The organism is Streptomyces sp. NPDC020362 (genome assembly GCF_040642095.1).
In the GTDB taxonomy this organism is placed as follows: Bacteria; Actinomycetota; Actinomycetes; order Streptomycetales; family Streptomycetaceae; genus Streptomyces.
Genome location: NZ_JBFAET010000153.1, coordinates 1 through 21,891, shown reverse-complemented (window position 1 = coordinate 21,891; position 21,891 = coordinate 1). Strand labels below are relative to the sequence as shown.

Annotated in this window: 20 protein-coding genes and 5 tRNA genes; 15 read left to right on the top strand and 10 right to left on the bottom strand. The window is 69.8% G+C overall.

Features of this window, described 5'->3' with window-relative positions; all coding sequences use genetic code 11:
- Positions 1–938, top strand: a 938-nt coding sequence (locus AB0H32_RS35560) for a carboxyl transferase domain-containing protein (protein ID WP_361129597.1), incomplete at its 5' end; no start/stop codon positions are given.
- A gap of 57 nt (positions 939–995) precedes the next feature.
- Positions 996–1,193 carry an acyl-CoA carboxylase subunit epsilon gene (locus tag AB0H32_RS35555; RefSeq protein WP_361129594.1) on the top strand — a complete coding sequence of 66 codons (198 nt, stop codon included), beginning with the start codon at positions 996–998 and terminating at the stop codon, positions 1,191–1,193.
- Positions 1,194–1,433: 240 nt separating this feature from the next.
- Here AB0H32_RS35555 and AB0H32_RS35550 read toward each other — a convergent pair whose 3' ends face one another.
- The 8 genes from AB0H32_RS35550 to AB0H32_RS35515 all read right to left on the bottom strand — a co-directional run bounded on the left by AB0H32_RS35550 (position 1,434) and on the right by AB0H32_RS35515 (position 11,986).
- Complete coding sequence (locus tag AB0H32_RS35550; protein WP_026248371.1) at positions 1,434–2,015, bottom strand: ATP/GTP-binding protein; 582 nt, start codon at positions 2,013–2,015, stop codon at positions 1,434–1,436.
- Positions 1,996–2,565 carry a DUF742 domain-containing protein gene (locus tag AB0H32_RS35545; RefSeq protein ID WP_361129592.1) on the bottom strand — a complete coding sequence of 190 codons (570 nt, stop codon included), beginning with the start codon at positions 2,563–2,565 and terminating at the stop codon, positions 1,996–1,998. Before AB0H32_RS35545 ends, AB0H32_RS35550 begins: the two co-directional genes overlap by 20 nt.
- Positions 2,566–2,661: 96 nt before the next feature.
- Positions 2,662–3,075, bottom strand: a complete 414-nt coding sequence (locus tag AB0H32_RS35540) for a roadblock/LC7 domain-containing protein (RefSeq protein WP_003993185.1) — start codon at positions 3,073–3,075, stop codon at positions 2,662–2,664.
- 10 nt (positions 3,076–3,085) lie between these two features.
- The gene (locus AB0H32_RS35535) at positions 3,086–6,340 is read right to left on the bottom strand and encodes a nitrate- and nitrite sensing domain-containing protein (protein ID WP_361129590.1); all 3,255 of its coding nucleotides are present in this window, start codon (positions 6,338–6,340) and stop codon (positions 3,086–3,088) included.
- Positions 6,341–6,717: 377 nt separating this feature from the next.
- Positions 6,718–7,293 carry an ATP/GTP-binding protein gene (locus tag AB0H32_RS35530; protein WP_067301226.1) on the bottom strand — a complete coding sequence of 192 codons (576 nt, stop codon included), beginning with the start codon at positions 7,291–7,293 and terminating at the stop codon, positions 6,718–6,720.
- Entirely contained in the window at positions 7,274–7,672 is a 399-nt protein-coding gene (locus AB0H32_RS35525; RefSeq protein WP_019058642.1) for a DUF742 domain-containing protein, read from the bottom strand. The genes AB0H32_RS35530 and AB0H32_RS35525 overlap by 20 nt, the downstream gene beginning before the upstream one ends.
- 111 nt (positions 7,673–7,783) lie before the next feature.
- Entirely contained in the window at positions 7,784–8,197 is a 414-nt protein-coding gene (locus AB0H32_RS35520; RefSeq protein ID WP_023546525.1) for a roadblock/LC7 domain-containing protein, read from the bottom strand.
- Between the two features lie 9 nt (positions 8,198–8,206).
- Positions 8,207–11,986, bottom strand: coding sequence for a nitrate- and nitrite sensing domain-containing protein (locus AB0H32_RS35515; protein WP_361129586.1), 3,780 nt, complete (start codon positions 11,984–11,986; stop codon positions 8,207–8,209).
- A gap of 474 nt (positions 11,987–12,460) precedes the next feature.
- Here AB0H32_RS35515 and AB0H32_RS35510 point away from each other — a divergent pair, with 474 nt between their 5' ends.
- From AB0H32_RS35510 to AB0H32_RS35475, 8 genes are all read left to right on the top strand, one after another.
- On the top strand, positions 12,461–13,246 hold the full coding sequence (locus AB0H32_RS35510) for a fumarylacetoacetate hydrolase family protein (RefSeq protein ID WP_361129583.1): 786 nt from the start codon (positions 12,461–12,463) through the stop codon (positions 13,244–13,246).
- Positions 13,239–14,723 (top strand): glutamate--tRNA ligase, encoded by a 1,485-nt coding sequence (gene gltX, locus AB0H32_RS35505; protein ID WP_361129580.1) that lies wholly within the window; start codon positions 13,239–13,241, stop codon positions 14,721–14,723. Before AB0H32_RS35510 ends, gltX begins: the two co-directional genes overlap by 8 nt.
- 165 nt (positions 14,724–14,888) lie before the next feature.
- Positions 14,889–15,620 carry an HAD family hydrolase gene (locus AB0H32_RS35500; protein WP_361129577.1) on the top strand — a complete coding sequence of 244 codons (732 nt, stop codon included), beginning with the start codon at positions 14,889–14,891 and terminating at the stop codon, positions 15,618–15,620.
- A 91-nt stretch (positions 15,621–15,711) separates the two neighbouring features.
- Positions 15,712–15,783 (top strand) — tRNA-Gln (locus AB0H32_RS35495).
- A 21-nt stretch (positions 15,784–15,804) separates the two neighbouring features.
- Positions 15,805–15,877, top strand: a tRNA-Glu gene (locus tag AB0H32_RS35490).
- Between the two features lie 29 nt (positions 15,878–15,906).
- Positions 15,907–15,979: transfer RNA gene (locus AB0H32_RS35485), tRNA-Glu, on the top strand.
- Between the two features lie 21 nt (positions 15,980–16,000).
- Positions 16,001–16,072: transfer RNA gene (locus AB0H32_RS35480), tRNA-Gln, on the top strand.
- 28 nt (positions 16,073–16,100) lie between these two features.
- Positions 16,101–16,173 (top strand) — tRNA-Glu (locus AB0H32_RS35475).
- Positions 16,174–16,224: 51 nt separating this feature from the next.
- Here the strand turns inward: AB0H32_RS35475 and AB0H32_RS35470 are convergent.
- Positions 16,225–16,869 (bottom strand): MerR family transcriptional regulator, encoded by a 645-nt coding sequence (locus AB0H32_RS35470; RefSeq protein ID WP_361129574.1) that lies wholly within the window; start codon positions 16,867–16,869, stop codon positions 16,225–16,227.
- Positions 16,870–16,946: 77 nt separating this feature from the next.
- On the opposite strand from AB0H32_RS35470, the gene AB0H32_RS35465 reads away from it, so the two are divergent.
- Positions 16,947–17,495, top strand: a complete 549-nt coding sequence (locus AB0H32_RS35465; protein ID WP_361129571.1) for a DUF4188 domain-containing protein — start codon at positions 16,947–16,949, stop codon at positions 17,493–17,495.
- 101 nt (positions 17,496–17,596) lie between these two features.
- Here the strand turns inward: AB0H32_RS35465 and ndgR are convergent, their stop codons facing one another.
- A complete protein-coding gene (ndgR, locus tag AB0H32_RS35460; RefSeq protein WP_145883474.1) occupies positions 17,597–18,313 on the bottom strand; it encodes an IclR family transcriptional regulator NdgR in 717 nt (238 codons plus the stop codon).
- A gap of 197 nt (positions 18,314–18,510) precedes the next feature.
- Between ndgR and leuC the strand changes: the two genes are divergently transcribed.
- The 4 genes from leuC to AB0H32_RS35440 all read left to right on the top strand — a co-directional run bounded on the left by leuC (position 18,511) and on the right by AB0H32_RS35440 (position 21,833).
- Positions 18,511–19,941 (top strand): 3-isopropylmalate dehydratase large subunit, encoded by a 1,431-nt coding sequence (leuC, locus tag AB0H32_RS35455; RefSeq protein WP_361129568.1) that lies wholly within the window; start codon positions 18,511–18,513, stop codon positions 19,939–19,941.
- Between the two features lie 5 nt (positions 19,942–19,946).
- Positions 19,947–20,540 (top strand): 3-isopropylmalate dehydratase small subunit, encoded by a 594-nt coding sequence (gene leuD, locus AB0H32_RS35450; RefSeq protein ID WP_361129566.1) that lies wholly within the window; start codon positions 19,947–19,949, stop codon positions 20,538–20,540.
- A gap of 266 nt (positions 20,541–20,806) precedes the next feature.
- Positions 20,807–21,037: a hypothetical protein gene (locus tag AB0H32_RS35445; RefSeq protein WP_361129564.1), complete on the top strand. Its 231-nt coding sequence runs from the start codon at positions 20,807–20,809 to the stop codon at positions 21,035–21,037.
- 136 nt (positions 21,038–21,173) lie between these two features.
- Positions 21,174–21,833 carry an HU family DNA-binding protein gene (locus tag AB0H32_RS35440; RefSeq protein ID WP_361129561.1) on the top strand — a complete coding sequence of 220 codons (660 nt, stop codon included), beginning with the start codon at positions 21,174–21,176 and terminating at the stop codon, positions 21,831–21,833.
- The last annotated feature ends 58 nt before the right edge of the window (positions 21,834–21,891 follow it).

The window sequence follows — 21,891 nt, the reverse complement described above, 5'->3', positions numbered from 1 at the left end:
GCGAGGAGATCACCCAGAACGGCCTCGGCGGCGCGGACGTCCACGCGGAGACCAGCGGTGTCTGCCACTTCGCCTACGACGACGAGGAGACCTGCATCGCCGAGGTGCGCTACCTCCTCTCCCTGCTCCCGCAGAACAACCGCGAGAACCCCCCGCGGGTGGAGTGCACCGACCCGGTGGACCGCCGCTCCGACGTCCTGCTCGACCTGGTCCCGGCGGACGGCAACCGGCCGTACGACATGGTCAAGGTCATCGAGGAGATCGTCGACGACGGCGAGTACCTGGAGGTCCACGAGCGCTGGGCGCGGAACATCATCTGCGCGCTGGCCCGCCTGGACGGCCAGGTGGTCGGCATCATCGCCAACCAGCCCCAGGTCCTCGCCGGTGTCCTGGACATCGAGGCCAGTGAAAAAGCTGCGCGCTTTGTTCAGATGTGTGACGCTTTCAATGTCCCGATCGTGACCTTCCTGGACGTACCGGGGTTCCTCCCCGGTGTGGACCAGGAGCACGGCGGAATCATCCGACACGGCGCGAAGCTGCTGTACGCCTACTGCAACGCGACCGTGCCGAGGATTTCGCTCATCCTGCGCAAGGCGTACGGAGGTGCCTACATCGTCATGGACTCCCAGTCGATCGGCGCCGACATCACCTACGCCTGGCCCACCAACGAGATCGCCGTGATGGGCGCCGAGGGCGCCGCGAACGTCATCTTCCGTCGGCAGATCGCCGGTGCCGAGGACCCCGAGGCCATGCGGCAGAAGATGGTCAAGGAGTACAAGGCCGAGCTGATGCACCCGTACTACGCGGCGGAGCGCGGCCTGGTGGACGACGTCATCGACCCGGCCGAAACCCGCGAGGTCCTGGTCAAGTCCCTGGCGATGCTGCAGTCCAAGCACGCCGACCTGCCGTCCCGCAAGCACGGCAACCCCCCGCAGTAACCGAGCGGACCCGCCGCGGCAACCCCGCGGACCTCTCTCTCACGGAGACTGACATCCATGAACACGCCTGACATCCGCGTCGAGAAGGGCCACGCCGAGCCCGAGGAAGTCGCCGCCATCACGGCAGTCCTCCTGGCCCGTGCCGCTGCCCGGTCCGAGCCCTCGGCCCAGACGCACCGAGGCCGTGCAAAAGCCGGCTGGCGCCGCCTGGAGCGCGAGCCCGGCTTCCGCGCACCGCACAGCTGGCACGGCTAGGCTGCGCCGCTCCGCCCACTGGTTCTTGAAGGGCCCCTCCACCGTGGAGGGGCCCTTCTTGCTGCGGACGGTGCGTGTCGCCGGGGACGGTGCGTGTCCCTGCGGACGGCGCGCTGCGCAGGGGCGCGGGGAACTGCGCGGCCGGCCACGACGCGTGCCGCGGACGGTGACGCACCACGAAGCCCCTGTCTCTCCCGCGGGGAGATACAGGGGCTTCGAAGGCGTCCTGGAGCGGCAGCGCTAGCGCAGGCGCGCCATCAGGGCGTGTTCCACCAGCGTGATCAGCGCCGACTTGGCGTCCGCGCGGTGGCGGGCGTCGGTCGTGATGATCGGGGTGTCGGGGCCGATCTGCAGCGCCTCGCGGACCTCGTCGGGGTTGTACGGCTGGTTGCCGTCGAAGCCGTTGAGGGCGATGACGAAGGGCAGGCCGCTGTTCTCGAAGTAGTCGACCGCGGGGAAGCAGTCGGCGAGACGGCGGGTGTCGACCAGGACGATCGCGCCGATGGCGCCGCGCACCAGGTCGTCCCACATGAACCAGAAGCGGTCCTGACCGGGCGTACCGAAGAGGTACAGGATCAGGTCCTGGTCGAGGGTGATACGGCCGAAGTCCATGGCGACCGTGGTGGTCGTCTTGTCCCCGGTGTGGGTGAGGTCGTCGATGCCGGCCGACGCGGACGTCATGACGGCCTCTGTGCGCAGCGGGTTGATCTCCGAGACGGCGCCGACGAACGTGGTCTTGCCCACGCCGAAGCCGCCCGCCACCACAATCTTCGCGGAGGTGGTGGAGCGGGAAGGACCGCCGCTAGAGCTTGCGAAGTCCACTGAGCACCCTTTCGAGCAGTGTCACGTCTGGCTGGCCACCGGCGTTCTCGTCGCCGCCGGGCTGATGGATGGCGACCAGGCCCGCCTCCGCCAAGTCGGCGACGAGGATCCTGGCCACGCCGAGGGGGATGGTCAGCAGCGCCGAGACCTCGGCGACCGACTTGATCTCCCGGCACAGGTTGCAGATCCGCTGATGCTCGGGCAGCTGGCCCTGCATCTGGTGCGGAGCGGCGGTGGTGTGCACCAGTGCCTCGATGGCGAGCTGGTAGCGCGGGCGGGTCCGGCCGCCGGTCATGGCGTACGGACGCACCAGAGGGTTGTTGGAAGCCGTCGCCGGCGCCGGCTCGGGGCGGCGCTGGGGCTGGACCGGCTGGATACGGGGCGCCGCCGGCTGGTCGTACGGCGAAGGGCCGGGGCCCTGCGGAGCGTACGGCTGCCGGTGGCTCGGGGCGGAGGGGAAGTTGTACCGGTTCGCCGATCCGTCGCCCTGGCCCTGGGCAGGGCCGTACGACCAGTTGCCCGAAGACGAACCGCCTGGGGGTGTTGCCACTCTCTCTCCTCCTCCGACTGCGCCGGGCACCCATCCGTGTGGAGCCGCGTCCCGAAACCTTACGGCCACGGGACGCGAATACGCACCGTCTGACTATTAGTTGAGAAGGCTTCCCTGGAGTTCTGCACGAAGATCCGGGGTGAGAACCGTGCCCGCGCGGTCCACCAAAAGCGCCATCTCGTACCCGATGAGGCCGATGTCCGCCTCCGGGTGGGCCAGGACCGCCAGTGACGAACCGTCGGATACGGACATGATGAACAGGAATCCCCGCTCCATCTCCACAACCGTCTGGTTCACGGCGCCCCCTTCGAAGATCCGGGAGGCGCCTGCCGTCAGCGACGTCAGACCGGATGCGACGGCGGCGAGCTGGTCGGCGCGGTCGCGGGGGAAGCCTTCGGACATCGCCAGAAGGAGTCCGTCGGCGGAGACCACCACCGTGTGGGACACCCCCGGGGTGTTGTCCACGAAGTTGGTGATCAACCAGTTCAGGTTCTGTGCCGCCTGGCTCATCGGGCTCACACTAACGCTCCTGGTTGTAGGTGCTGTCAGGACCGAAGCCCTGGCCGTTCGTTTCACTGCCTGCGCTACGTCCGCGCTGGACGCCTCGACGCAGGTTGCTCAGCCTGCCCCGGACGTCCTCCGGGGCACGGGAGACCTGGGGGCCTCCCTGAGGGGTGCTCTCGGCGGCGCCCTCGACCAGGTTGGCCTTGGGTACCCGCCGCGGCAGGCCGGAGGAGGTGACCCCGCCCGCCTTGGGCTTCCGGAGCTGGGAGGCCTGCTGCCAGCGCTCGTCGTTCGCCGAACGCCAGTCGCCGTCGCCGCCGACCGCCGGAATGTTGCCCTGCGCGGGAGCCGGCGTTTCCCGTTGCACGCGCGCAGTGCCGTTCGGGGCACTCGAGCCGTTGGATCCGCTCGCGGTGGATCCCCGGCGGGGCAGCCCGGCGTCGGTCAGCTGGTGGGCGGCGGGAGAGGCCGGTCCCGGCCGGTCGAAGCCTACGCGGTTCCGCTCACTCGCGTCACCGGCCTGCGACGATTCCGTTTCCGGAGCGTACTGGGCCGGATAGCCGTTCTGGTAGCCGTCCTGCTGGGGCCAGTCGTCCTGGTAGGGCTGGGCCTCGTACGAGCCGAAGCCGTCGTTCGCCGAAGCGTGCGCCGGTGCCGGCTCCTCCTGAGCAGGCTCCGCATACGCGGGGTCGGGGTAGCCGCCGGTCGAGGCGAAACCGTCGTTCTGCGGCAGCCCGCCGTTCGGCGCGTAGTACTGGTCGCCGTACGACTCCTCGTACGCGGGGCGCTGCTGCTCCTCGTACGTCTGCTCCTGGTACGCCTGCTGCGGCTGCTCGGTGTAACCCGTGCGGCTGCCGTCGTAGCCCTGCGGGGCATCGAAGTCGTCACGGAACGCGGACTGCTCGGCGTTCTCCTGCTGCGGCTGACCGTGGGACTGGGCCTCCAGGGCCGCGCGGCGCGAATCGCGGGCCAGCGAGCGTCCGACGGGGTCCAGCCCGCGGATGTCGTCGGGCACCTCGGAGTACCGGCTGTCGTCGAAGCCCAGCTCGGCGGCGGTGCGCATGGGCGGCGCCACCTGGCCGAAGCTCTCACCCTGGAACTGCTGGTCCGGGATGATCTGGGAGACCGTGAACTCCTCGTGGTCCAGCGGCGCGTCGGCGCCACCGCCGTGCGTGATGGCGTCCGGCAGCATGACCAGGGAGGTCGTGCCCGCCTGCTCGCCCGACGGACGCAGCTGGACGCGGATGCCGTGCCGGTCGGACAGCCGGCCGACCACGAACAGGCCCATGCGCTGGGAGATCGCGGCGTCCACGGTCGGCGGGTTGGCCAGCTTGTGGTTGATGTCCGCGAAGTCCTCGGCGGTCAGGCCGATGCCCTTGTCGTGGATCTCGATCATCACGCGGCCGTCGGGGAGACGGGTCGCGGTGACGCGGACCTTGGTCTGCGGGGAGGAGAACGTGGTGGCGTTCTCCAGGAGCTCGGCGAGCAGGTGCACGAGGTCGGTCACGGCGCGGCCGTGGATCTCGGCCTCCGGGACACCCGACAGCTCGATGCGCTCGTACTGCTCCACCTCGGAGGAAGCGGCGCGCAGGACGTCGACCAGCGGGACCGGCTGGTCCCAGCGGCGGCCGGGCTCCTCGCCGGCGAGGACCAGGAGGTTCTCGCCGTTGCGGCGCATACGGGTGGCGAGGTGGTCCAGGCGGAAGAGGTTCTCCAGCTGGTCCGGGTCGGCCTCATTGTTCTCCAGGTCGGTGATCAGGGTCAGCTGGCCCTCGATCAGAGACTGGTTGCGGCGCGAGAGGTTGGTGAAGATCGCGTTGATGTTGCCACGGAGCAGGGCCTGCTCGGAGGCGAGCCGGACGGCCTCGCGGTGGACCTGGTCGAAGGCGCGGGCGACCTCGCCGATCTCGTCCTTGGTGTGGATCGGGATCGGGGCGACCCGGGTGTCGACCCGGCCGGGGTCGGTGCGCGAGAGCTGGTCGACCAGCATCGGCAGACGCTGCTCGGCGATGCCGAAGGCGGCGTTGCGCAGCTGGCGCATCGAGCGGCTCATCTGGCGGGCCACGGCACCGGCCAGGATGAACGCGAGGAGCAGAGCCACCACGACCACGGCACCGGTGGTGATCGCCGAGGTCTTGGCGTTGTCGGCGATGTCCGAGGCCTCGCTCACCGCCTTGTCGGCGAGGTCGGACTCGATCTGGCGGTAGGCCTTGTACTTGAGGGTGTTGACCGCCCACCAGTTCTGGGACGTGATGCCGCCCGCCGCCAGCTGCTGACGGGTGAGCGTGCTGGTGTCCTTCATGGTGGCGAGCGCACCGACCAGCTTGGTCGGGTTGGACGGCGGGGGAACGTAATTCGGGTTCGCGCCCTTGGCCTGCTCGGCCATCGCTGCGGCGTCCGACTTGATCTTCGTTTCCGCGTCGCTCAGCTTCTGCGCGTCCGCGTCGGTGCCACCGCCGATGTACTCCTCCCGGGCGATCCGCTCCAGGTAGGCGTACGAGGACAGGGAGACCCGCTGGGTCGCCAGGTTCGGGTCGTCCGGACCGGGCTTGACCAGCAGGTGCGTACCGATGGACCGCTCCAGCGACAGCGCCGCCTTGGTCAGCGAGATGGCGTAGACGGTACGGCCGTAGGAGGTGATGTTGCCGGTGCCCAGACCGAGCTCGTTGGCGAACTCCATCAGGGGGTGGCTGACGTCGACGTAGCCCTCTTCGGTCTGCACGCCGTGCACCTTGGAGGTGTACGCGACCTGGCGCAGCTGAGCCAGCTCCGGCTCGGCCTTGCGGAACAGCCTCAGCCGGCGCTCCAGGCCCGACTTGTGCGGCATGTTCTGCGCGGCCTGGTTGAAGACGGCGGCGGCCTGGTCGGTGCCCTTGCGGGCCGAGTCGACGGTCTGCTTGCTGGGGGCGTCCTTCTTGTTCAGCAGCAGAGGGGCCGCGGTGACGTCACGCTCGTTCTCGAGGGCGTCGGCGTAGCCGAGGGCGGCGCGCACCAGGCGGGCGGTGTTCTCCGCGTCCCGGGCCTGCTGCCAGGTGTCGATCGAGCTCTTCACCTGGAAGCCGCCCATGACCAGGCCGACACCCACGGGTATGAGCAGAATCGCGTTCAGCCTGGTCGGCACGCGCCAGTTGCGTGGGGAGAAACGGCCGCCGCTGGACGCGGGAGTGGCCACCGGCTCCGATCCGGGCACAGGGGTGGGCGCCGCAGCGCGCGGCGGCGGGGTGAAGTTGCCCCGCGCCGACGGCTCGGGACCGTTCTTGCTTCGCCTCACTCGACCAACAACCTCTCGGCGGTCGGCACCTACCTCGTGCCGCAGTCTCTCAGAGCCCGGTTCGTCATCGACCAGTGAGTACGTCTTTGACTAATGGGCAGTTCAGGCATTCCAGCACGTGGACCAGCGCACTTCCAAACAGTGGAAACCCCCCGGTGGTGCCGTTGTAAGCACCAGATAAAACGGTCATAAAGAGCGAGCCCCGCCAAAAGGCGGGGCGTTTGTGAGCACAGCGGCACCGTTCGACCGCGTCGCGTGGTGATACCGGACGATTCCTCTGCCGAACTGTTATGAACACCGGAGCCGACCGTGTCAAAGGCCACAGTCGGCTCCGATCTCGATACGACAACTGCCCTGTGGCCCGTCGTACTTGAGTGCTACCTCAGCCGTGCCATCAGGGCGTGTTCCACCAGCGTGATCAGCGCACTCTTGGCATCGGCACGATGGCGGGCGTCGGTCGTGATGATCGGGGCGTCGGGGCCGATCTGCAGCGCCTCGCGCACCTCGTCGGGGGTGTAGGGCTGCTGGCCGTCGAAGCCGTTGAGGGCGATGACGAAGGGCAGGCCGCTGTTCTCGAAGTAGTCGACCGCGGGGAAGCAGTCGGCCAGGCGCCGGGTGTCCACGAGCACCACCGCGCCGATGGCGCCGCGCACCAGGTCGTCCCACATGAACCAGAAGCGGTCCTGACCGGGCGTACCGAAGAGGTACAGGATCAGGTCCTGGTCGAGGGTGATACGGCCGAAGTCCATGGCGACCGTGGTGGTCGTCTTGTCCCCGGTGTGGGTGAGGTCGTCGATGCCGGCCGACGCGGACGTCATGACGGCCTCTGTGCGCAGCGGGTTGATCTCCGAGACGGCGCCGACGAACGTGGTCTTGCCCACGCCGAAGCCGCCCGCCACCACGATCTTCGCCGAGGTGGTGGCCCGGCCCGCGTCAGAGCTTGCGAAGTCCACTGAGCACCCTTTCGAGCAGCGTCACGTCCGGAGCGCCGCCGTTGTTCTCGTCGCCGCCCGGCTGGTGAATGGCGACCAGGCCGGCCTCGGCGAGGTCGGCCACCAGGATCCGGGCCACGCCGAGCGGCATGGCCAGCAGCGCGGAGACCTCCGCGACCGACTTGACCTCGCGGCACAGGTGGCAGATGCGCTGGTGCTCCGGGAGCAGTCCCATGAGTGCTGCCGGGTCGGCCGTGGTGCTGATCAGCGCCTCGATGGCGAGCTGATAGCGCGGCCGCGTCCGGCCACCGGTCATGGCGTACGGACGTACCAGCGGCTGGTCGCCCTCGTCCCCGTACGGCTCCGCGTACGGATCATGAGAGGCGGTGGGCGGGGTCATGAATCCTCCGGGCGGGACAGCAAGTCGGTCAGTCGTGCCGTCTGACGGGGCCGGTGGGGGGATTGTGGCGGCCGGACGGTGTTTTCGTGTGATGGGTGGTGCCGGGGCGGGTCAGTGGAGCAGACTGCCTTGCAGTTCGGCGCGCAGGTCCGGGGTGAGGACCGCACCCGCGCGGTCGACGAGCAGCGCCATCTCGTAGCCGACGAGACCGATGTCGCACTCGGGGTGGGCGAGGACCGCGAGGGACGAGCCGTCCGAGACGGACATCAGGAAAAGGAACCCGCGTTCCATCTCGACGACCGTCTGTGCCACGGTGCCGCCCTCGAAGATCCGGGACGCCCCGGCCGTCAGGGAGGTCAGCCCGGACGCGACGGCCGCCAGCTGGTCGGCGCGGTCCCGCGGGAAACCTTCGGACATCGCCAGCAGAAGGCCGTCGGCGGAGACCACCACCGTGTGCGACACCCCGGGGGTGTTGTCCACGAAGTTGGTGATCAACCAGTTCAGGTTCTGTGCCGCCTGGCTCATCGGACTCAACTAACGCTCCTGCTGGTGAGTGGGGCTCGGGAAGCTGCCGGTCTGGCCGTTACCGGCCTGGCGACCCTGCGCGATGCCCCGACGGAGATTGGTCAGCCGGCCGCGTACGTCGTCAGGCGCACGCGAGACCTGCGGACCGGCTTGGTGCTGTTGCTGCTGAGCCGTGCCCGGCACGAGGTTGGCCCGGGGCACCCGGCGCGGCAGGCCGGAGGTGGTGACACCGCCCGCCGCAGGCTGCCGTACGCGCTCCGCCTGCCGGACGTATTCGTCGTTGGGCGAGGTGCGCCAGGAGCCGGTGGCGGAAGCCGGACGCTGCGGAGCAGGAGCCGGCTGCTGCTGCGGGGCCGGGGCCGGGGCCGGGGTGTTGTCCGGCTGTCCCTGCTGGCCGCCGTGGAACCAGTTGGTCTCCAGCGTGTCGTACAGCGGGGTACGGCCGTCGCCCGGGCCGGAGGCCGGAGGCAGGGCCTCGGGCTCCTGGCGGGCCGGACGCTGTGGGGCCTGCGGGCGCCGGTCGCCCGCGTCACCGCGGCCGCCCGGCTGCGAGCGCTCGAACCGGCCGGTGTTCGCCGGGCCCTGGCCCGGGCGGCCGGGCAGCGCGTGCTGACCGGTGGAGCTGTTGTCGAAGCCGGCGTCGTAGGCCTGCGGGGCCGCGAACTGACCGGTGCTCTGCGAGTCCTGCTGTCCGGGGGTCGAGGTGCCGAAGACGTCGGAGCGGACGTACGGGTTGTTGCCGCCCTGCTGGCCGCCCTGGCCACCGCCCTGCGGGGCGAACTGGCCGTTGCCCTGCTGGGCCCCGGGCCGTGCGAACTGACCGGTGTTCTGGGACCCGCCCGCACCGTTCAGGTCCGGGCGCGGGTACTGACCCGTGGAGCCGTCCAGGCCGAAGTCCGGGCGGGGGTACTCGCCCGTGGCGCCCGGGTTCTGCGCGTCGGACCTCGGTATCGCCGGTATCTCGGAGGTCGAGCCCGGGCCCTGCCGGTCGTCGATGCGCGGCATGCGCGCGGTCTGCGACGGGTCCTGCTCGTCGTGGCCGCGCGGGATGTCCAGCGAGGCACGGGACGCCGGGGCCTGGGCGTTGTTGCTCCAGTCCGGGGTGCGCGAGGACGGGTTGCCGCCGGGCAGTTCGGCCCGCGGGCCGCCGCGCGGCGGCAGCTGGGGCTGACGGTCCTGGTCGGCGGAGCCCGCGCCACCACGCTGCGGGACGGGGCCGCGGCCGCCGAAGGCGTCCTGCTGCGATCCGCCCGGATTCGCGGCCTGCAGGCCCTGCGGGGCACCCGGGGTCTGACCGCCGCCGAAGCCGCCCGCGCCGGCGGGAGCCTGACGGCCCTGCGGAGCGGCACCCGGACCCTGCGGGCCACGCGCCGCGCCGGGCGCACCCGGACGGCCGCCCTGGCCGGCGCCGGGCAGCGCGGCCCGGGGACCCTGGGCGGAGCCGACCTGGCCACGCGGACCGGGACCGGCACCGAGGCGTCCACCGCCGGTCGGGGCACCGCCGAGGGCACCGCCCTGGCCGTTGCCGCCGTTGTTGCGACGGGCGGCGGCCACACCGGCTGCGGCCTGCGCGGCGGCCGGACCGCCGGTCGGCGCCGGGGCGCCGGGCTTGCCCGGAGCGGGCTTCTTGCCGCCCTGGGCGACGTCGACGGGCAGCATGACCAGCGCGGTCGTACCGCCGGAGTCGGACGGGCGCAGCTGGATGCGGATGCCGTGACGCTGGGACAGACGACCGACCACGAACAGACCCATGCGGCGGGAGACCGAGACGTCCACGGTGGGCGGCGAGGCGAGCCGCTCGTTGATCGCCGCCAGGTCCTCGGGGGAGAGGCCGATGCCGGTGTCGTGGATCTCGATCAGCACGCGGCCGTCGGGCAGCGCGTGACCGGTGACCTTGACCTTGGTCTGCGGCGAGGAGAACGAGGTCGCGTTCTCCAGCAGCTCGGCGAGCAGGTGCACGAGGTCGTTGACGACGCGGCCGGCGACCTCGGTCGTCGGGACCGCGGCCAGCTCGATGCGCTCGTACTGCTCCACCTCGGACGCGGCGGCGCGGAGCACGTCGACCAGCGGGACCGGGCGGGTCCAGCGGCGGCCGGGCTCTTCACCCGCGAGGACGAGGAGGTTCTCACCGTTACGGCGCATACGCGTCGCGAGGTGGTCGAGCTTGAACAGGGAGGACAGCTGGTCCGGGTCGGCCTCGCGGGACTCCAGTTCGGAGATGAGCGACAGCTGGCGCTGGATCAGACCCTGGGAGCGGCGCGAGAGGTTGGTGAACATCGCGTTGACGTTGCCCCGGAGAAGGGCCTGCTCGGCGGCGAGGCGGACCGCCTCGCGGTGCACGTCGTCGAAGGCCGCGGCCACCTGGCCGATCTCGTCCCGGGAGTGCACACCGACCGACTCCACGGACGTGTCCACGTCCTGCGGGTCGGACTCCGACAGCTGCTTGACCAGCTCGGGCAGACGGTCCTGGGCGACCTTGGTCGCGGTCTCCTGCAGGCGGCGCAGCGAGCGGATCATGGACCGGGCCACGACGAAGGCGCCGACGAGCGAGATGCCGAGCACGAGCAGGATCAGCGCACCGGAGATGATCGCGTCGCGCTCGGAGGCGCTGCGCAGCTCGCGGGCCTTCTGCTCCATGTCCTCGAGCAGCGTGTGCTCGATCTTCTTCATCTGCTCGATCTTGGTCGAGCTGTCGTCCACCCAGTCCTTGTAGGAGCGGGCCGGAAGACCGTCGAGACCGTCACGGGACTCGAAGGTGCGCTTGGCGTACAGGTCCGCGGCCTGGATGGTCGGGTTGTTCTCCTCGATCGGCTTGAGGAGTTCGTCCGGGTTCTGGGCGCTGTAGATCTTCCGGAAGATCGAGATCTCGGAGCCTTCGCTCTCGTACGCCGACGCACCGTAGAGGCGGTCGTTCTCGGAGAGCTTGCCCTTGGAGGTGTTGCTGGAGGTCAGGGCCGCGGCGATGACGGCACGCTGCACGGAGGCGTACTCCTTGGCGGTCGAGAAGGCCGCCAGGGCGCGGGTGCGCGTGATCATCTCCGGGTTGCTGGACGCCTCGGCCATCGACTGGGAGAGGTCGATCAGCTGGGTGATCAGCCGGTGGTACGACTCGACCGTCTGCGTCGAGTTGTCCTTCGACTGATAGGCGGTCTTGCGGATCTTGGCCAGGTCGTCCAGCTGGTTGGCGAGGCTCACGAGGGTGTCGCGGACACCCTGGAGATTGCCGTCCTTGCTCGCCGAGTCGATCTGCTCGGAGGCGTCGAGGAAGTTCTCGCGGGCGCGGTCGGTCTTGTCCTGGTACGCCTTGACCTGGTAGTCGGTCGGCGCCAGGCCGTGGGCCAGCGGACCGGCGGACTGGTCGCGCTCGTCCTGGAGCGCCATGGCCAGCTCGGTGGCCTGCTTGGTCATGTCCGTCAGCAGCTTCATGTTGTCGAGCTGCTGGATGTCCGTGATGTTCTGGTCGATGCGCAACGCACCCAGCGAGGTCGCGGCGACCACGGGGAGTGCGAGCAGCGAGACCAGACGCGTGGAGATGCGCCAGTTGCGCAGGGCCACGCGCGAACCGGGGCCCGACGGGCCCTGGGGGGGCTTGACGGCCGGGGCGGGGGAGCCGTCGGCCATCGGGGTGTTGGTGGGGGAGGAGGCGCCGGGGCGCCCGCCGCCGTCTGCGGACGGGGCCGGGCCCTGACCCGGATTCTGGGCGTGCTGGGGCGAGGAACCGCGGTCGGTCCCGCCGTGCGGCTCCGGCTCCGCCGAAGCGCTGCCATCCCTCTTGAAACGTCCCTGCACTAGCGTCGCAACCTCTGGACCAGGCACCCCTCCGGTTGAACGGAGAGACACGGTGTCGGCGTACTGGAGAGCGTCCTGAATACGCCCTCCGGTGGTCTGGAGTGACCGGCGCAGGTTCCCCCCTATCCTGCGCAGACCGCCAACCCCCGGCGCACGATCCTGATGGACGCACCCGTCGCCGTGGCGGCCCTGGCCGGCGAGTAGCCGAGGGGCGCCGCGCCCGCACGGTGCGGTCACCGCGTTCGCCGAGCGCGGCCCGGAGATCTCGCATCCGCGAGGGCCCTCCGGGCCGCGCTCGGCTTTTTCATGCGATTCCCGAACGCCGAAACTCCGGAATTCAAAAAAACCGCTCCGGCGGTTTCCCGCTCCCGGAAATCACCGGCACGGCCGCTGCGCTGCCCGAACGCCGGGCGGCCCGACCGGTTAACCTGAGGCGTCAGTACGCCGGTTCTCAGTGAGGGGCGCAAGGATCCCGTGCGCATCGCCAGGTTCTCCATCGACGGGAACGTCGCCTTCGGCGCGGTCGAGGGCGACAAGCAGGACGAACTCGTCCTGGACATCATCAAGGGCATCCCGTTCGCGGACTTCGAGCTGTCCGGGACGAAGGTGCCGGTGAGCAAGGTCAGGCTGCTCCCACCGGTGCTCCCCAGCAAGGTCGTGGCGTTCGGCCGCAACTACGGCGAGCACGCCAAGGAGCTGGGCAACGAGGTGCCCGACGCCCCGTTCGCCTTCTTCAAGCCGTCCACCTCGGTGATCGGCCCCGGCGACGAGATCCAGTACCCGCCGTTCTCGCAGGAACTGCACCACGAGGCCGAGCTGGCCGTCGTCATCGGCCGGATGTGCCGCGAGGTCCCGCGCGAGCGCGTCAAGGACGTGATCTTCGGTTACACCTGCGCCAACGACGTCACCGCCCGCGATGTGCAGAAGCGCGAGAAGCAGTGGGCCCGGGCCAAGGGCTTCGACACCTCCTGCCCGCTGGGCCCCTGGGTCGAGACCGACCTCGACCTCGCCCGCGCCAACGACCTGACCGTCCAGCTCACCGTCAACGGCGACCAGCGTCAGCTGGGCCGCACGAGCGAGATGATCCACTCCATCGAGGACCTGGTCGTCAACATCTCCGAGGCCATGACCCTGCTCCCCGGCGACGTCATCCTCACCGGCACCCCCGCAGGGGTCGGCCCCCTGAACGTCGGCGACGAGGTCGCCGTCACCATCGAAGGCATCGGCACTCTCACCAACAAGGTTGTCAAGCGTGGCTAGCGCATCCGGTTCCCCCGTACGCGTCCGTTTCTGCCCCTCGCCCACCGGTAACCCCCACGTGGGCCTGGTCCGCACCGCCCTGTTCAACTGGGCGTTCGCGCGGCACCACCAGGGCACCCTGGTCTTCCGCATCGAGGACACCGACGCGGCCCGTGACTCGGAGGAGTCGTACGACCAGCTGCTCGACGCGATGCGCTGGCTGGGCTTCGACTGGGACGAGGGCCCCGAGGTCGGCGGCCCGCACGCGCCGTACCGCCAGTCGCAGCGCATGGACCTCTACAAGGACGTCGCCCAGAAGCTGCTCGACGCCGGCCACGCCTACCACTGCTACTGCTCCCAGGAGGAGCTGGACACCCGCCGCGAGGCCGCCCGCGCCGCCGGCAAGCCCTCCGGCTACGACGGCCACTGCCGCGACCTCACCGCCGGGCAGGTCGAGGAGTACAAGGCCCAGGGCCGCACCCCGATCGTCCGCTTCCGGATGCCCGACGAGACGATCACCTTCACGGACCTGGTCCGCGGCGAGCTGACCTTCACCCCGGAGAACGTCCCGGACTACGGCATCGTCCGTGCCAACGGCGCCCCGCTGTACACGCTCGTCAACCCGGTCGACGACGCCCTGATGGAGATCACCCACGTCCTGCGCGGCGAGGACCTGCTCTCCTCCACCCCGCGGCAGATCGCCCTGTACAAGGCGCTGATCGAGCTGGGCATCGCCAAGCAGACCCCGGCCTTCGGCCACCTGCCGTACGTCATGGGCGAGGGCAACAAGAAGCTCTCCAAGCGCGACCCGCAGGCGTCCCTCAACCTCTACCGCGAGCAGGGCTTCCTGCCCGAGGGCCTGCTCAACTACCTCTCGCTGCTCGGCTGGTCGCTCTCGGCCGACAAGGATATCTTCGCCATCGACGAGATGGTCGCGGCCTTCGACATCGCCGACGTGAACCCCAACCCGGCGCGCTTCGACCTGAAGAAGTGCGAGGCGATCAACGCCGACCACATCCGCATGCTCGACGCGAAGGAGTTCACCGAGCGCTGCCGCGCGTGGCTGAAGGCCCCGTTCGCCCCCTGGGCGCCGGAGGACTTCGACGAGGCCAAGTGGCAGGCGATCGCCCCGCACGCGCAGACCCGCCTGAAGGTCCTGTCGGAGATCACCGACAACGTGGACTTCCTCTTCCTCGCCGAGCCGGCCTTCGACGAGGCGAGCTGGACGAAGGCGATGAAGGAGGGCTCGGACTCCCTGCTCCGCACGGCCCGCGAGAAGCTGGACACGGCCGACTGGACCTCGGCCGAGTCCCTCAAGGAGGCCGTCCTGGCCGCCGGCGAGGCCCACGGCCTCAAGCTCGGCAAGGCGCAGGCGCCGGTCCGCGTGGCCGTCACCGGCCGCACGGTCGGCCTGCCCCTGTTCGAGTCCCTGGAGGTCCTCGGCAAGGAGAAGGCCCTGGCCCGCATCGACGCGGCCCTGGCCAGGCTCGCGGCGTAAGCGACGTCACACCCGCGAAGGGGCGGCACCCGGGACACCGGCGTGCCGCCCCTTCGGCGTACCCGGGACGTCGACACCGTCTCGACGCTGCGTCCTTCGGGGGACGTCCCCGGAGCGGGGGATGTCGCCGGAGCCCGTCAGCCGTCCGGCGGTACCGTCGGTGTCATGACGATCAGAGCCGTGGTCTGGGACGTGGACGACACCCTTTTCGACTACACGACCGCGGACCGCGAGGGCATACGTGCCCATCTCGCCGCGGAGGGGCTGCTCGGCGGGTACGACAGCCCGCAGCAGGCCCTCGGGCGGTGGCGCGAGATCACCGACCGGCACTGGGCACGTTTCTCGGCCGGGGAGACCTCCTTCGAGGGGCAGCGGCGCGACCGCGTACGCGTCTTCCTCGACCAGGAGCTGACCGACGCCGAGGCGGATGCCTGGTTCCGGCGTTACATCGCTCACTACGAGGCGGCCTGGAGCCTGTTCCCGGACGTGCTGCCCGCCCTGGACGCCCTCGCGGCCAGCCACCGGCACGCGGTGCTGTCCAACTCCAGCGTCACGGTCCAGGAACACAAGCTGCGCACCCTCGGCCTGCGCGACCGGTTCGAGAGCGTGCTGTGCGCCGCCGAGCTGGGCGTCTCCAAGCCGCAGGCCGGAGCCTTCCTGGCGGCCTGCGAGGCGTTGGGGCTGCCCCCGCACCAGGTGGCGTACGTCGGTGATCACCCGGAGATCGACGGGCGGGGCGCGGCCGAGGCGGGTCTGCTGTCGGTGTGGATCGACCGCGGCGGGCCGTACGCGCAGGACCCCGACACCGTGGCCGCGCACCGGATCTCGACCCTCGCCGAACTCCCCGCGATCGTCCGTCCGGATACCCGTTTTGGAGCCCCGTCCACCTTCGGGTAATGTTCTTCCTGCGCCGCCGGGGAGCGGGCCGAAAGGCCAGGAACCGGAGGAGCGAACTAGAACGAGAACCCCGCAGGGGCTTGAGTTCCAGTGGCCTATGGTGTAATTGGCAGCACGACTGATTCTGGTTCAGTTAGTCTTGGTTCGAGTCCAGGTAGGCCAGCTCGCAGAGCTTATCTGCAAAGCCCCCGTTGTGTAGCGGCCTAGCACGCTGCCCTCTCAAGGCAGTAGCGCCGGTTCGAATCCGGTCGGGGGTACTGATCCTGATCTTGTCGGGATCGCTAGGGCCCCCGTTGTGTAGCGGCCTAGCACGCCGCCCTCTCAAGGCGGTAGCGCCGGTTCGAATCCGGTCGGGGGTACTGACTGGTCTAAACCATCATTGGTCTATGGTGTAATTGGCAGCACGACTGATTCTGGTTCAGTTAGTCTTGGTTCGAGTCCAGGTAGACCAGCTCGGGCCTGCGGAAACGCAGTGTCCAGGCCCCCGTTGTGTAGCGGCCTAGCACGCCGCCCTCTCAAGGCGGTAGCGCCGGTTCGAATCCGGTCGGGGGTACACCGTTCGAAGGCCCTCCACCTCGGTGGAGGGCCTTCGGCGTTCCCGGCCCTACTCGATGGGGTGCCGCCGGCCCATCTCCTCCTCCTGGGCCAGCCGGCGCAGCGCCTGCAGCATCGGCTCGGTCAGTACGGTGCCGAGCACCGCCGTCTCCACCTGCTCCGCCGCCGACGGCTGGGCCTCCACGAAGTCCACGTCGAGTTTCGCGACCTCGTGCATCAACTTCCCGTGCTCCACCAGCAGTTCGGCGTCCCAGTCGTAGCCGAGCCGGCGCAACGCGGCCACCGCCACCACCAGGGAGCGGTACGCGGGCGAGAGGGTCGTGAGCATCTGGGCGTTCGTCCAGCCCAGGGTCTCCAGCAGGGCGTCGGCCTCCCGGTGTGCGGCCCGGACGTACTCGTCCTCCTCGTCCGGCTCCGGCACCTGCGGCAGGGCCCACAGCGCCGCGCCCAGCCGGACCGGGCGGCCCAGCGCGTAGTCGTCGATGTGCCGGAGCACCTCGCGGACCGTGGCCACGGGCACCTTGCCTACCTGGATCATCGCGCGCACCAGCCGCAGCCGGCGCAGATGCTCCTCGTCGTACTCCGCAGTCGTCGTGTTGATCTCGCGCCCCGGAGGCAACAGCCCTTCGCGCAGGTAGTACTTGATCGTTGCGGTGGACACACCGCTGCGTCTGCTCAGCTCGGCAAGCCGCATCCCTTGCGCTCCTTCTTGGATAACGGCACTATCTAAACATCGCGGATTGGATAGTGGCGCTCACCGATGGGGGAAGCATGCTTCGCAGCCGGATCGCCCGGAGTCGTACCACCGCCGATGCCACGGGTGACGTCGTGGTCCTGCTGATCGGCATGCGGATCAACCGCTTCTGGGCGGTGCACCAGTGGCTGCCGGTGATGCTGGCGATGCTCCGCATGCTGCGGGAGCTGAAACGGGACCCCGGGCGCGGGCTGCGCAGCCACGTCCTGCTGACGGCGTCGCCGCGCACGTACTACGTCGTGCAGTACTGGGAGTCCAAGGAGAAGCTCTACGCCTACACGACCGCGCCCGACGCCTTGCACCACAAGGCCTGGGCGATCCTGAACCGCAAGGAGCGGGCCGGGAAGACGGTCGGACGCGTGGGCCTCTGGCACGAGGCGTACATCGTGCCCGAGGGGTCGTACGAGGCGATCTACGCGGACATGCCGGCGTTCGGCCTCGCGGCCGCGCATGGGCAGGTGCCGCTGGAGGAGCGCGGCCGGTACGCCAAGGACCGGTTCGCCCACCGGTCGCAGAAGGCGCCGGTGGCCTCGGAGAAGGAGCCCGTGGCGGAGCAGGCCGGCTGACGGAAAAGACCTGCTGACCGGGGGTACGGGGGACGAGGAGGGCCTGCCGCGGCGTTGAGGCGGCCCTCCTCGGCGTGCGTCCGGTGTTCCGGGGGCAGGGCTCAGCCCGAGCGGCGCAGAGCCTCCGACAGGCGGCCGGCCGCGTCGATGACGGCCTGGGCGTGCATGCGGCCCGGGTGGCGGGTCAGGCGCTCGATGGGGCCGGAGACGGACACGGCGGCCACCACGCGGTTGGACGGGCCGCGCACGGGCGCGGAGACGGACGCCACGCCCGGCTCGCGCTCGCCGATCGACTGGGCCCAGCCGCGCCGCCGTACGCCCGACAGGGCCGTCGCCGTGAAGCGGGCGCCCTGCAGACCGCGGTGCAGGCGCTCCGGCTCCTCCCAGGCCATCAGGATCTGTGCCGAGGAGCCCGCCTTCATGGTCAGCGTGGAACCGACCGGGACGGTGTCCCGAAGGCCGGACAGGCGTTCCGCCGCGGCCACGCAGATCCGCATGTCGCCCTGGCGTCGGTAGAGCTGCGCGCTCTCGCCGGTGACATCGCGCAGGTGGGTGAGCACGGGGCCCGCCGTGGCGAGGAGGCGGTCCTCGCCGGCGGCCGCCGCGAGTTCCGCAAGGCGCGGGCCGAGGATGAACCGGCCCTGCATGTCGCGTGCCACCATGCGGTGGTGTTCCAGGGCCACGGCCAGGCGGTGGGCCGTGGGTCGTGCCAGTCCGGTGGCTCCGACCAGACCCGCGAGGGTGGCCGGACCGGACTCCAGAGCGCTCAGGACGAGGGCCGCCTTGTCCAGAACGCCGACGCCGCTACTGTTGTCCATGCAACGATACTCACGTCTCACTCTGTGAAACGCAAGTTCAATTTTCCGTAGAACGCGCCACTCTGGAATCACACAGCGGCCCGCAGACCAACGGGCCTGGCGGTGGACGCCCAGAATCACGACATCAGGGGCGCGGGCGCCGCTTCCTCAAGATCTCTAGTTGAGCCGGTGGACCTTTGCCGGCCGGAGGGAAAGCGATGGGTAGGACACTCGCGGAGAAGGTCTGGGACGACCACGTCGTCCGGCGCGCCGAGGGCGAGCCCGACCTCCTCTACATCGATCTGCACCTGCTGCACGAGGTGACCAGCCCGCAGGCCTTCGACGGTCTGCGCAAGAACGGCAGGCAGGTGCGTCGGCTCGACCTCACCATCGCGACCGAGGACCACAACACCCCGACCCTCGACATCGACAAGCCCATCGCCGACCCCGTCTCCCGCGTCCAGCTGGAGACCCTGCGCAAGAACTGCGCCGAGTTCGGTGTGCGCCTGCACCCGCTGGGCGACGTCGAGCAGGGCGTCGTACACGTCGTCGGCCCGCAGCTCGGCCTGACGCAGCCCGGTACGACCGTCGTCTGCGGTGACTCCCACACCTCCACGCACGGTGCCTTCGGCGCGCTGGCGTTCGGTATCGGCACCTCCCAGGTGGAGCATGTGCTGGCCACCCAGACGCTGCCGCTGGCCCGCCCGAAGACCATGGCGATCACCGTCGACGGCAAGCTGCCCGACGGTGTCACCGCCAAGGACCTGATCCTGGCGATCATCGCCAAGATCGGCACCGGCGGCGGCCAGGGCTACATCCTGGAGTACCGCGGCTCCGCCATCGAGAAGCTCTCGATGGAGGCCCGCATGACCATCTGCAACATGTCGATCGAGGCCGGCGCCCGCGCGGGCATGATCGCCCCCGACGAGACCACGTTCGCGTACCTCAAGGGCCGCGCCCACGCTCCCGAGGGCGAGGACTGGGACGCCGCCGTCGCGTACTGGAAGACCCTGAGGACGGACGAGGACGCGGTCTTCGACGCCGAGGTCCACATCGACGCCGCGTTGCTGTCGCCGTTCGTCACCTGGGGCACCAACCCCGGCCAGGGTGCGCCGCTTTCGGCGTCCGTCCCCGATCCGGCTTCGTACGAAGACGCTTCGGAGCGCCTCGCCGCCGAAAAGGCCCTGGAGTACATGGGGTTGGAGGCCGGGCAGAGCCTGCGTTCCATCAAGGTGGACACCGTCTTCGTAGGTTCCTGCACGAACGGCCGCATCGAGGACCTGCGCGCCGCCGCCGAGATCCTCCAGAGCCGCAAAGTCGCCGACGGCGTACGGATGCTGGTCGTCCCCGGCTCCGCGCGGGTGGGTCTGCAGGCCGTCTCCGAGGGCCTGGACGTGGTCTTCAAGGAGGCCGGCGCCGAATGGCGGCACGCGGGCTGCTCGATGTGCCTGGGCATGAACCCCGACCAGCTGGCCCCCGGCGAGCGCTCCGCCTCCACCTCCAACCGCAACTTCGAGGGCCGGCAGGGCAAGGGCGGCCGCACCCACCTGGTGTCGCCGCAGGTCGCGGCCGCTACCGCGGTCCTGGGCCACCTCGCGTCCCCCGCAGACCTGTCCGACGCCGACACCCGTACGCCCGCTGGAGTCTGAGAATCATGGAAGCCTTCACCACTCACACCGGCCGGGCCGTCCCGCTGCGCCGCAGCAACGTCGACACCGACCAGATCATCCCTGCTCACTGGCTCAAGAAGGTGACCCGGGACGGGTTCGAGGACGGGTTGTTCGAGGCCTGGCGCAAGGACGAGTCCTTCGTCCTCAACCGGCCCGAGCGCCAGGGCGCCACCGTCCTGGTCGCCGGCCCCGACTTCGGCACCGGCTCCTCCCGCGAGCACGCCGTCTGGGCGCTGCAGAACTACGGCTTCCAGGCCGTGATCTCCTCCCGCTTCGCGGACATCTTCCGGGGCAACTCGCTGAAGAACGGCCTGCTCACGGTCGTGCTCGACCAGAAGGTCGTGGACGCGCTGTGGGAGCTGACCGAGCAGGACCCGACGGCCGAGGTCACGGTGGACCTCGAGGCCCGTGAGGTGCGCGCCGAGGGCATCACCGCCTCCTTCGAGCTGGACGAGAACTCCCGCTGGCGGCTGCTGAACGGGCTGGACGACATCTCCATCACCCTCCAGAACGAGGCGGACATCGCCGCCTACGAGGGCAAGCGGCCCGCCTACAAGCCGAGCACGCTCCAGAGCTGATCCCGGGCGGCCGAACACGTCAGGATTCGGCCACCGCAACGCCCCCTCCGTACCCCCGATCGCGCCCGATCGGGGGTACGGCCATGTCTGCCCCCGAACGAGCGCGGGCGTTCTTGCAGGTCGCCTCAACTCCCCACGTTACGAAGGCTGTTGCCGGGGTACGCGAGTGCCGTGAACGCGACTTCCGCAAGTGCCCGGAAGGCCGTTTGGGGCGGCAGTTACACCCTGCGCAGGCGACAACTCGCCCCAGATGGCACAATCTGTGCATGGAACACGACGGCCAACTCGAGCTCTATGCGGCGGTCGCGGACCAACTGAAGGAAGCGCACACAAGAGTGCGCGCACTGCAAGTCCCGGAGGGCGTACGGATGGCGCTGACCCGGAAGCTGCTGGTCATTACGGCCGCGGCCAAGCACGATCTCGCCGACGCGGCAAGGCGGCTCGACCGGTTCATGACGGACCTCGACGAGGGTCGGATCCCCGAAGAGGACCGCTGAACAGTCCGAGACGGCCGAGTCCGTTGCGGCACAAGGGTGATAAGCCCGTTTCGTGTTTGATTTGCGGTATATATCTGCCTAACGTGCGAAAAAGCTTGAACACTTTCGTTCTGGCGATGTCTCCGAAGGGGAAGACGTGAACAAGGCGCAGCTCGTAGAAGCGATTGCCGACAAGGTGGGTGGCCGCCAGCAGGCCGCCGAAGCTGTCGATCATGTCCTGGACGCCATCGTCCGCGCGGTCGTCGCGGGCGAGCGGGTCTCGGTCACCGGCTTCGGGTCCTTCGAGAAGGTGGACCGCCCCGCTCGTTACGCCCGTAACCCCCAGACCGGCGAGCGGGTTCGGGTCAAGAAGACCTCGGTGCCGCGCTTCCGCGCCGGTCAGGGCTTCAAGGACCTGGTGAGCGGCTCGAAGAAGCTCCCGCGCGGCGGTGAGGTCTCGGTCAAGAAGGCGCCCAAGGGCAGCCTGACCGGCGGTGCCGCCGCAACGGTCAAGAAGGCCGCTGCGAAGAAGGTCACCAAGGCCGCGGCGAAGAAGACGACGGCCAAGAAGACCACGGCCGCCGCCAAGAAGGTCACCGCGACGAAGGCCGCCGCGAAGAAGGTCACCGCGAAGAAGACGACGGCCAAGAAGACCACGGCCGCCGCCAAGAAGGTCACCGCGACGAAGGCCGCCGCCAAGAAGACCACGGCGAAGAAGGCCCCGGCGAAGAAGGCCACCGCCAAGAAGGCCCCGGCCAAGAAGTCGACGGCGCGCAAGACCACCGCCAAGAAGACCACCGCCCGCAAGGCGTCGTAGGTCACCAGGGCACTCATGCCGGGCCGGACTCCCCTCGGGAGCCCGGCCCGCGGCGGGT

Excerpts from the sequence above, each read along its gene's own strand:
- AB0H32_RS35525 (WP_019058642.1), bottom strand. The coding sequence starts at position 7,672 with ATGACCCCGCCCACCGCCTCTCATGATCCGTACGCGGAGCCGTACGGG.
- AB0H32_RS35445 (WP_361129564.1), top strand. The coding sequence starts at position 20,807 with ATGGAACACGACGGCCAACTCGAGCTCTATGCGGCGGTCGCGGACCAA.
- leuD (WP_361129566.1), top strand. The coding sequence starts at position 19,947 with ATGGAAGCCTTCACCACTCACACCGGCCGGGCCGTCCCGCTGCGCCGC.
- AB0H32_RS35555 (WP_361129594.1), top strand. The coding sequence starts at position 996 with ATGAACACGCCTGACATCCGCGTCGAGAAGGGCCACGCCGAGCCCGAG.
- AB0H32_RS35520 (WP_023546525.1), bottom strand. The coding sequence starts at position 8,197 with ATGAGCCAGGCGGCACAGAACCTGAACTGGTTGATCACCAACTTCGTG.
- AB0H32_RS35470 (WP_361129574.1), bottom strand. The coding sequence starts at position 16,869 with ATGCGGCTTGCCGAGCTGAGCAGACGCAGCGGTGTGTCCACCGCAACG.
- AB0H32_RS35465 (WP_361129571.1), top strand. The coding sequence starts at position 16,947 with ATGCTTCGCAGCCGGATCGCCCGGAGTCGTACCACCGCCGATGCCACG.
- AB0H32_RS35500 (WP_361129577.1), top strand. The coding sequence starts at position 14,889 with ATGACGATCAGAGCCGTGGTCTGGGACGTGGACGACACCCTTTTCGAC.
- AB0H32_RS35540 (WP_003993185.1), bottom strand. The coding sequence starts at position 3,075 with ATGAGCCAGGCGGCACAGAACCTGAACTGGTTGATCACCAACTTCGTG.
- leuC (WP_361129568.1), top strand. The coding sequence starts at position 18,511 with ATGGGTAGGACACTCGCGGAGAAGGTCTGGGACGACCACGTCGTCCGG.
- ndgR (WP_145883474.1), bottom strand. The coding sequence starts at position 18,313 with ATGGACAACAGTAGCGGCGTCGGCGTTCTGGACAAGGCGGCCCTCGTC.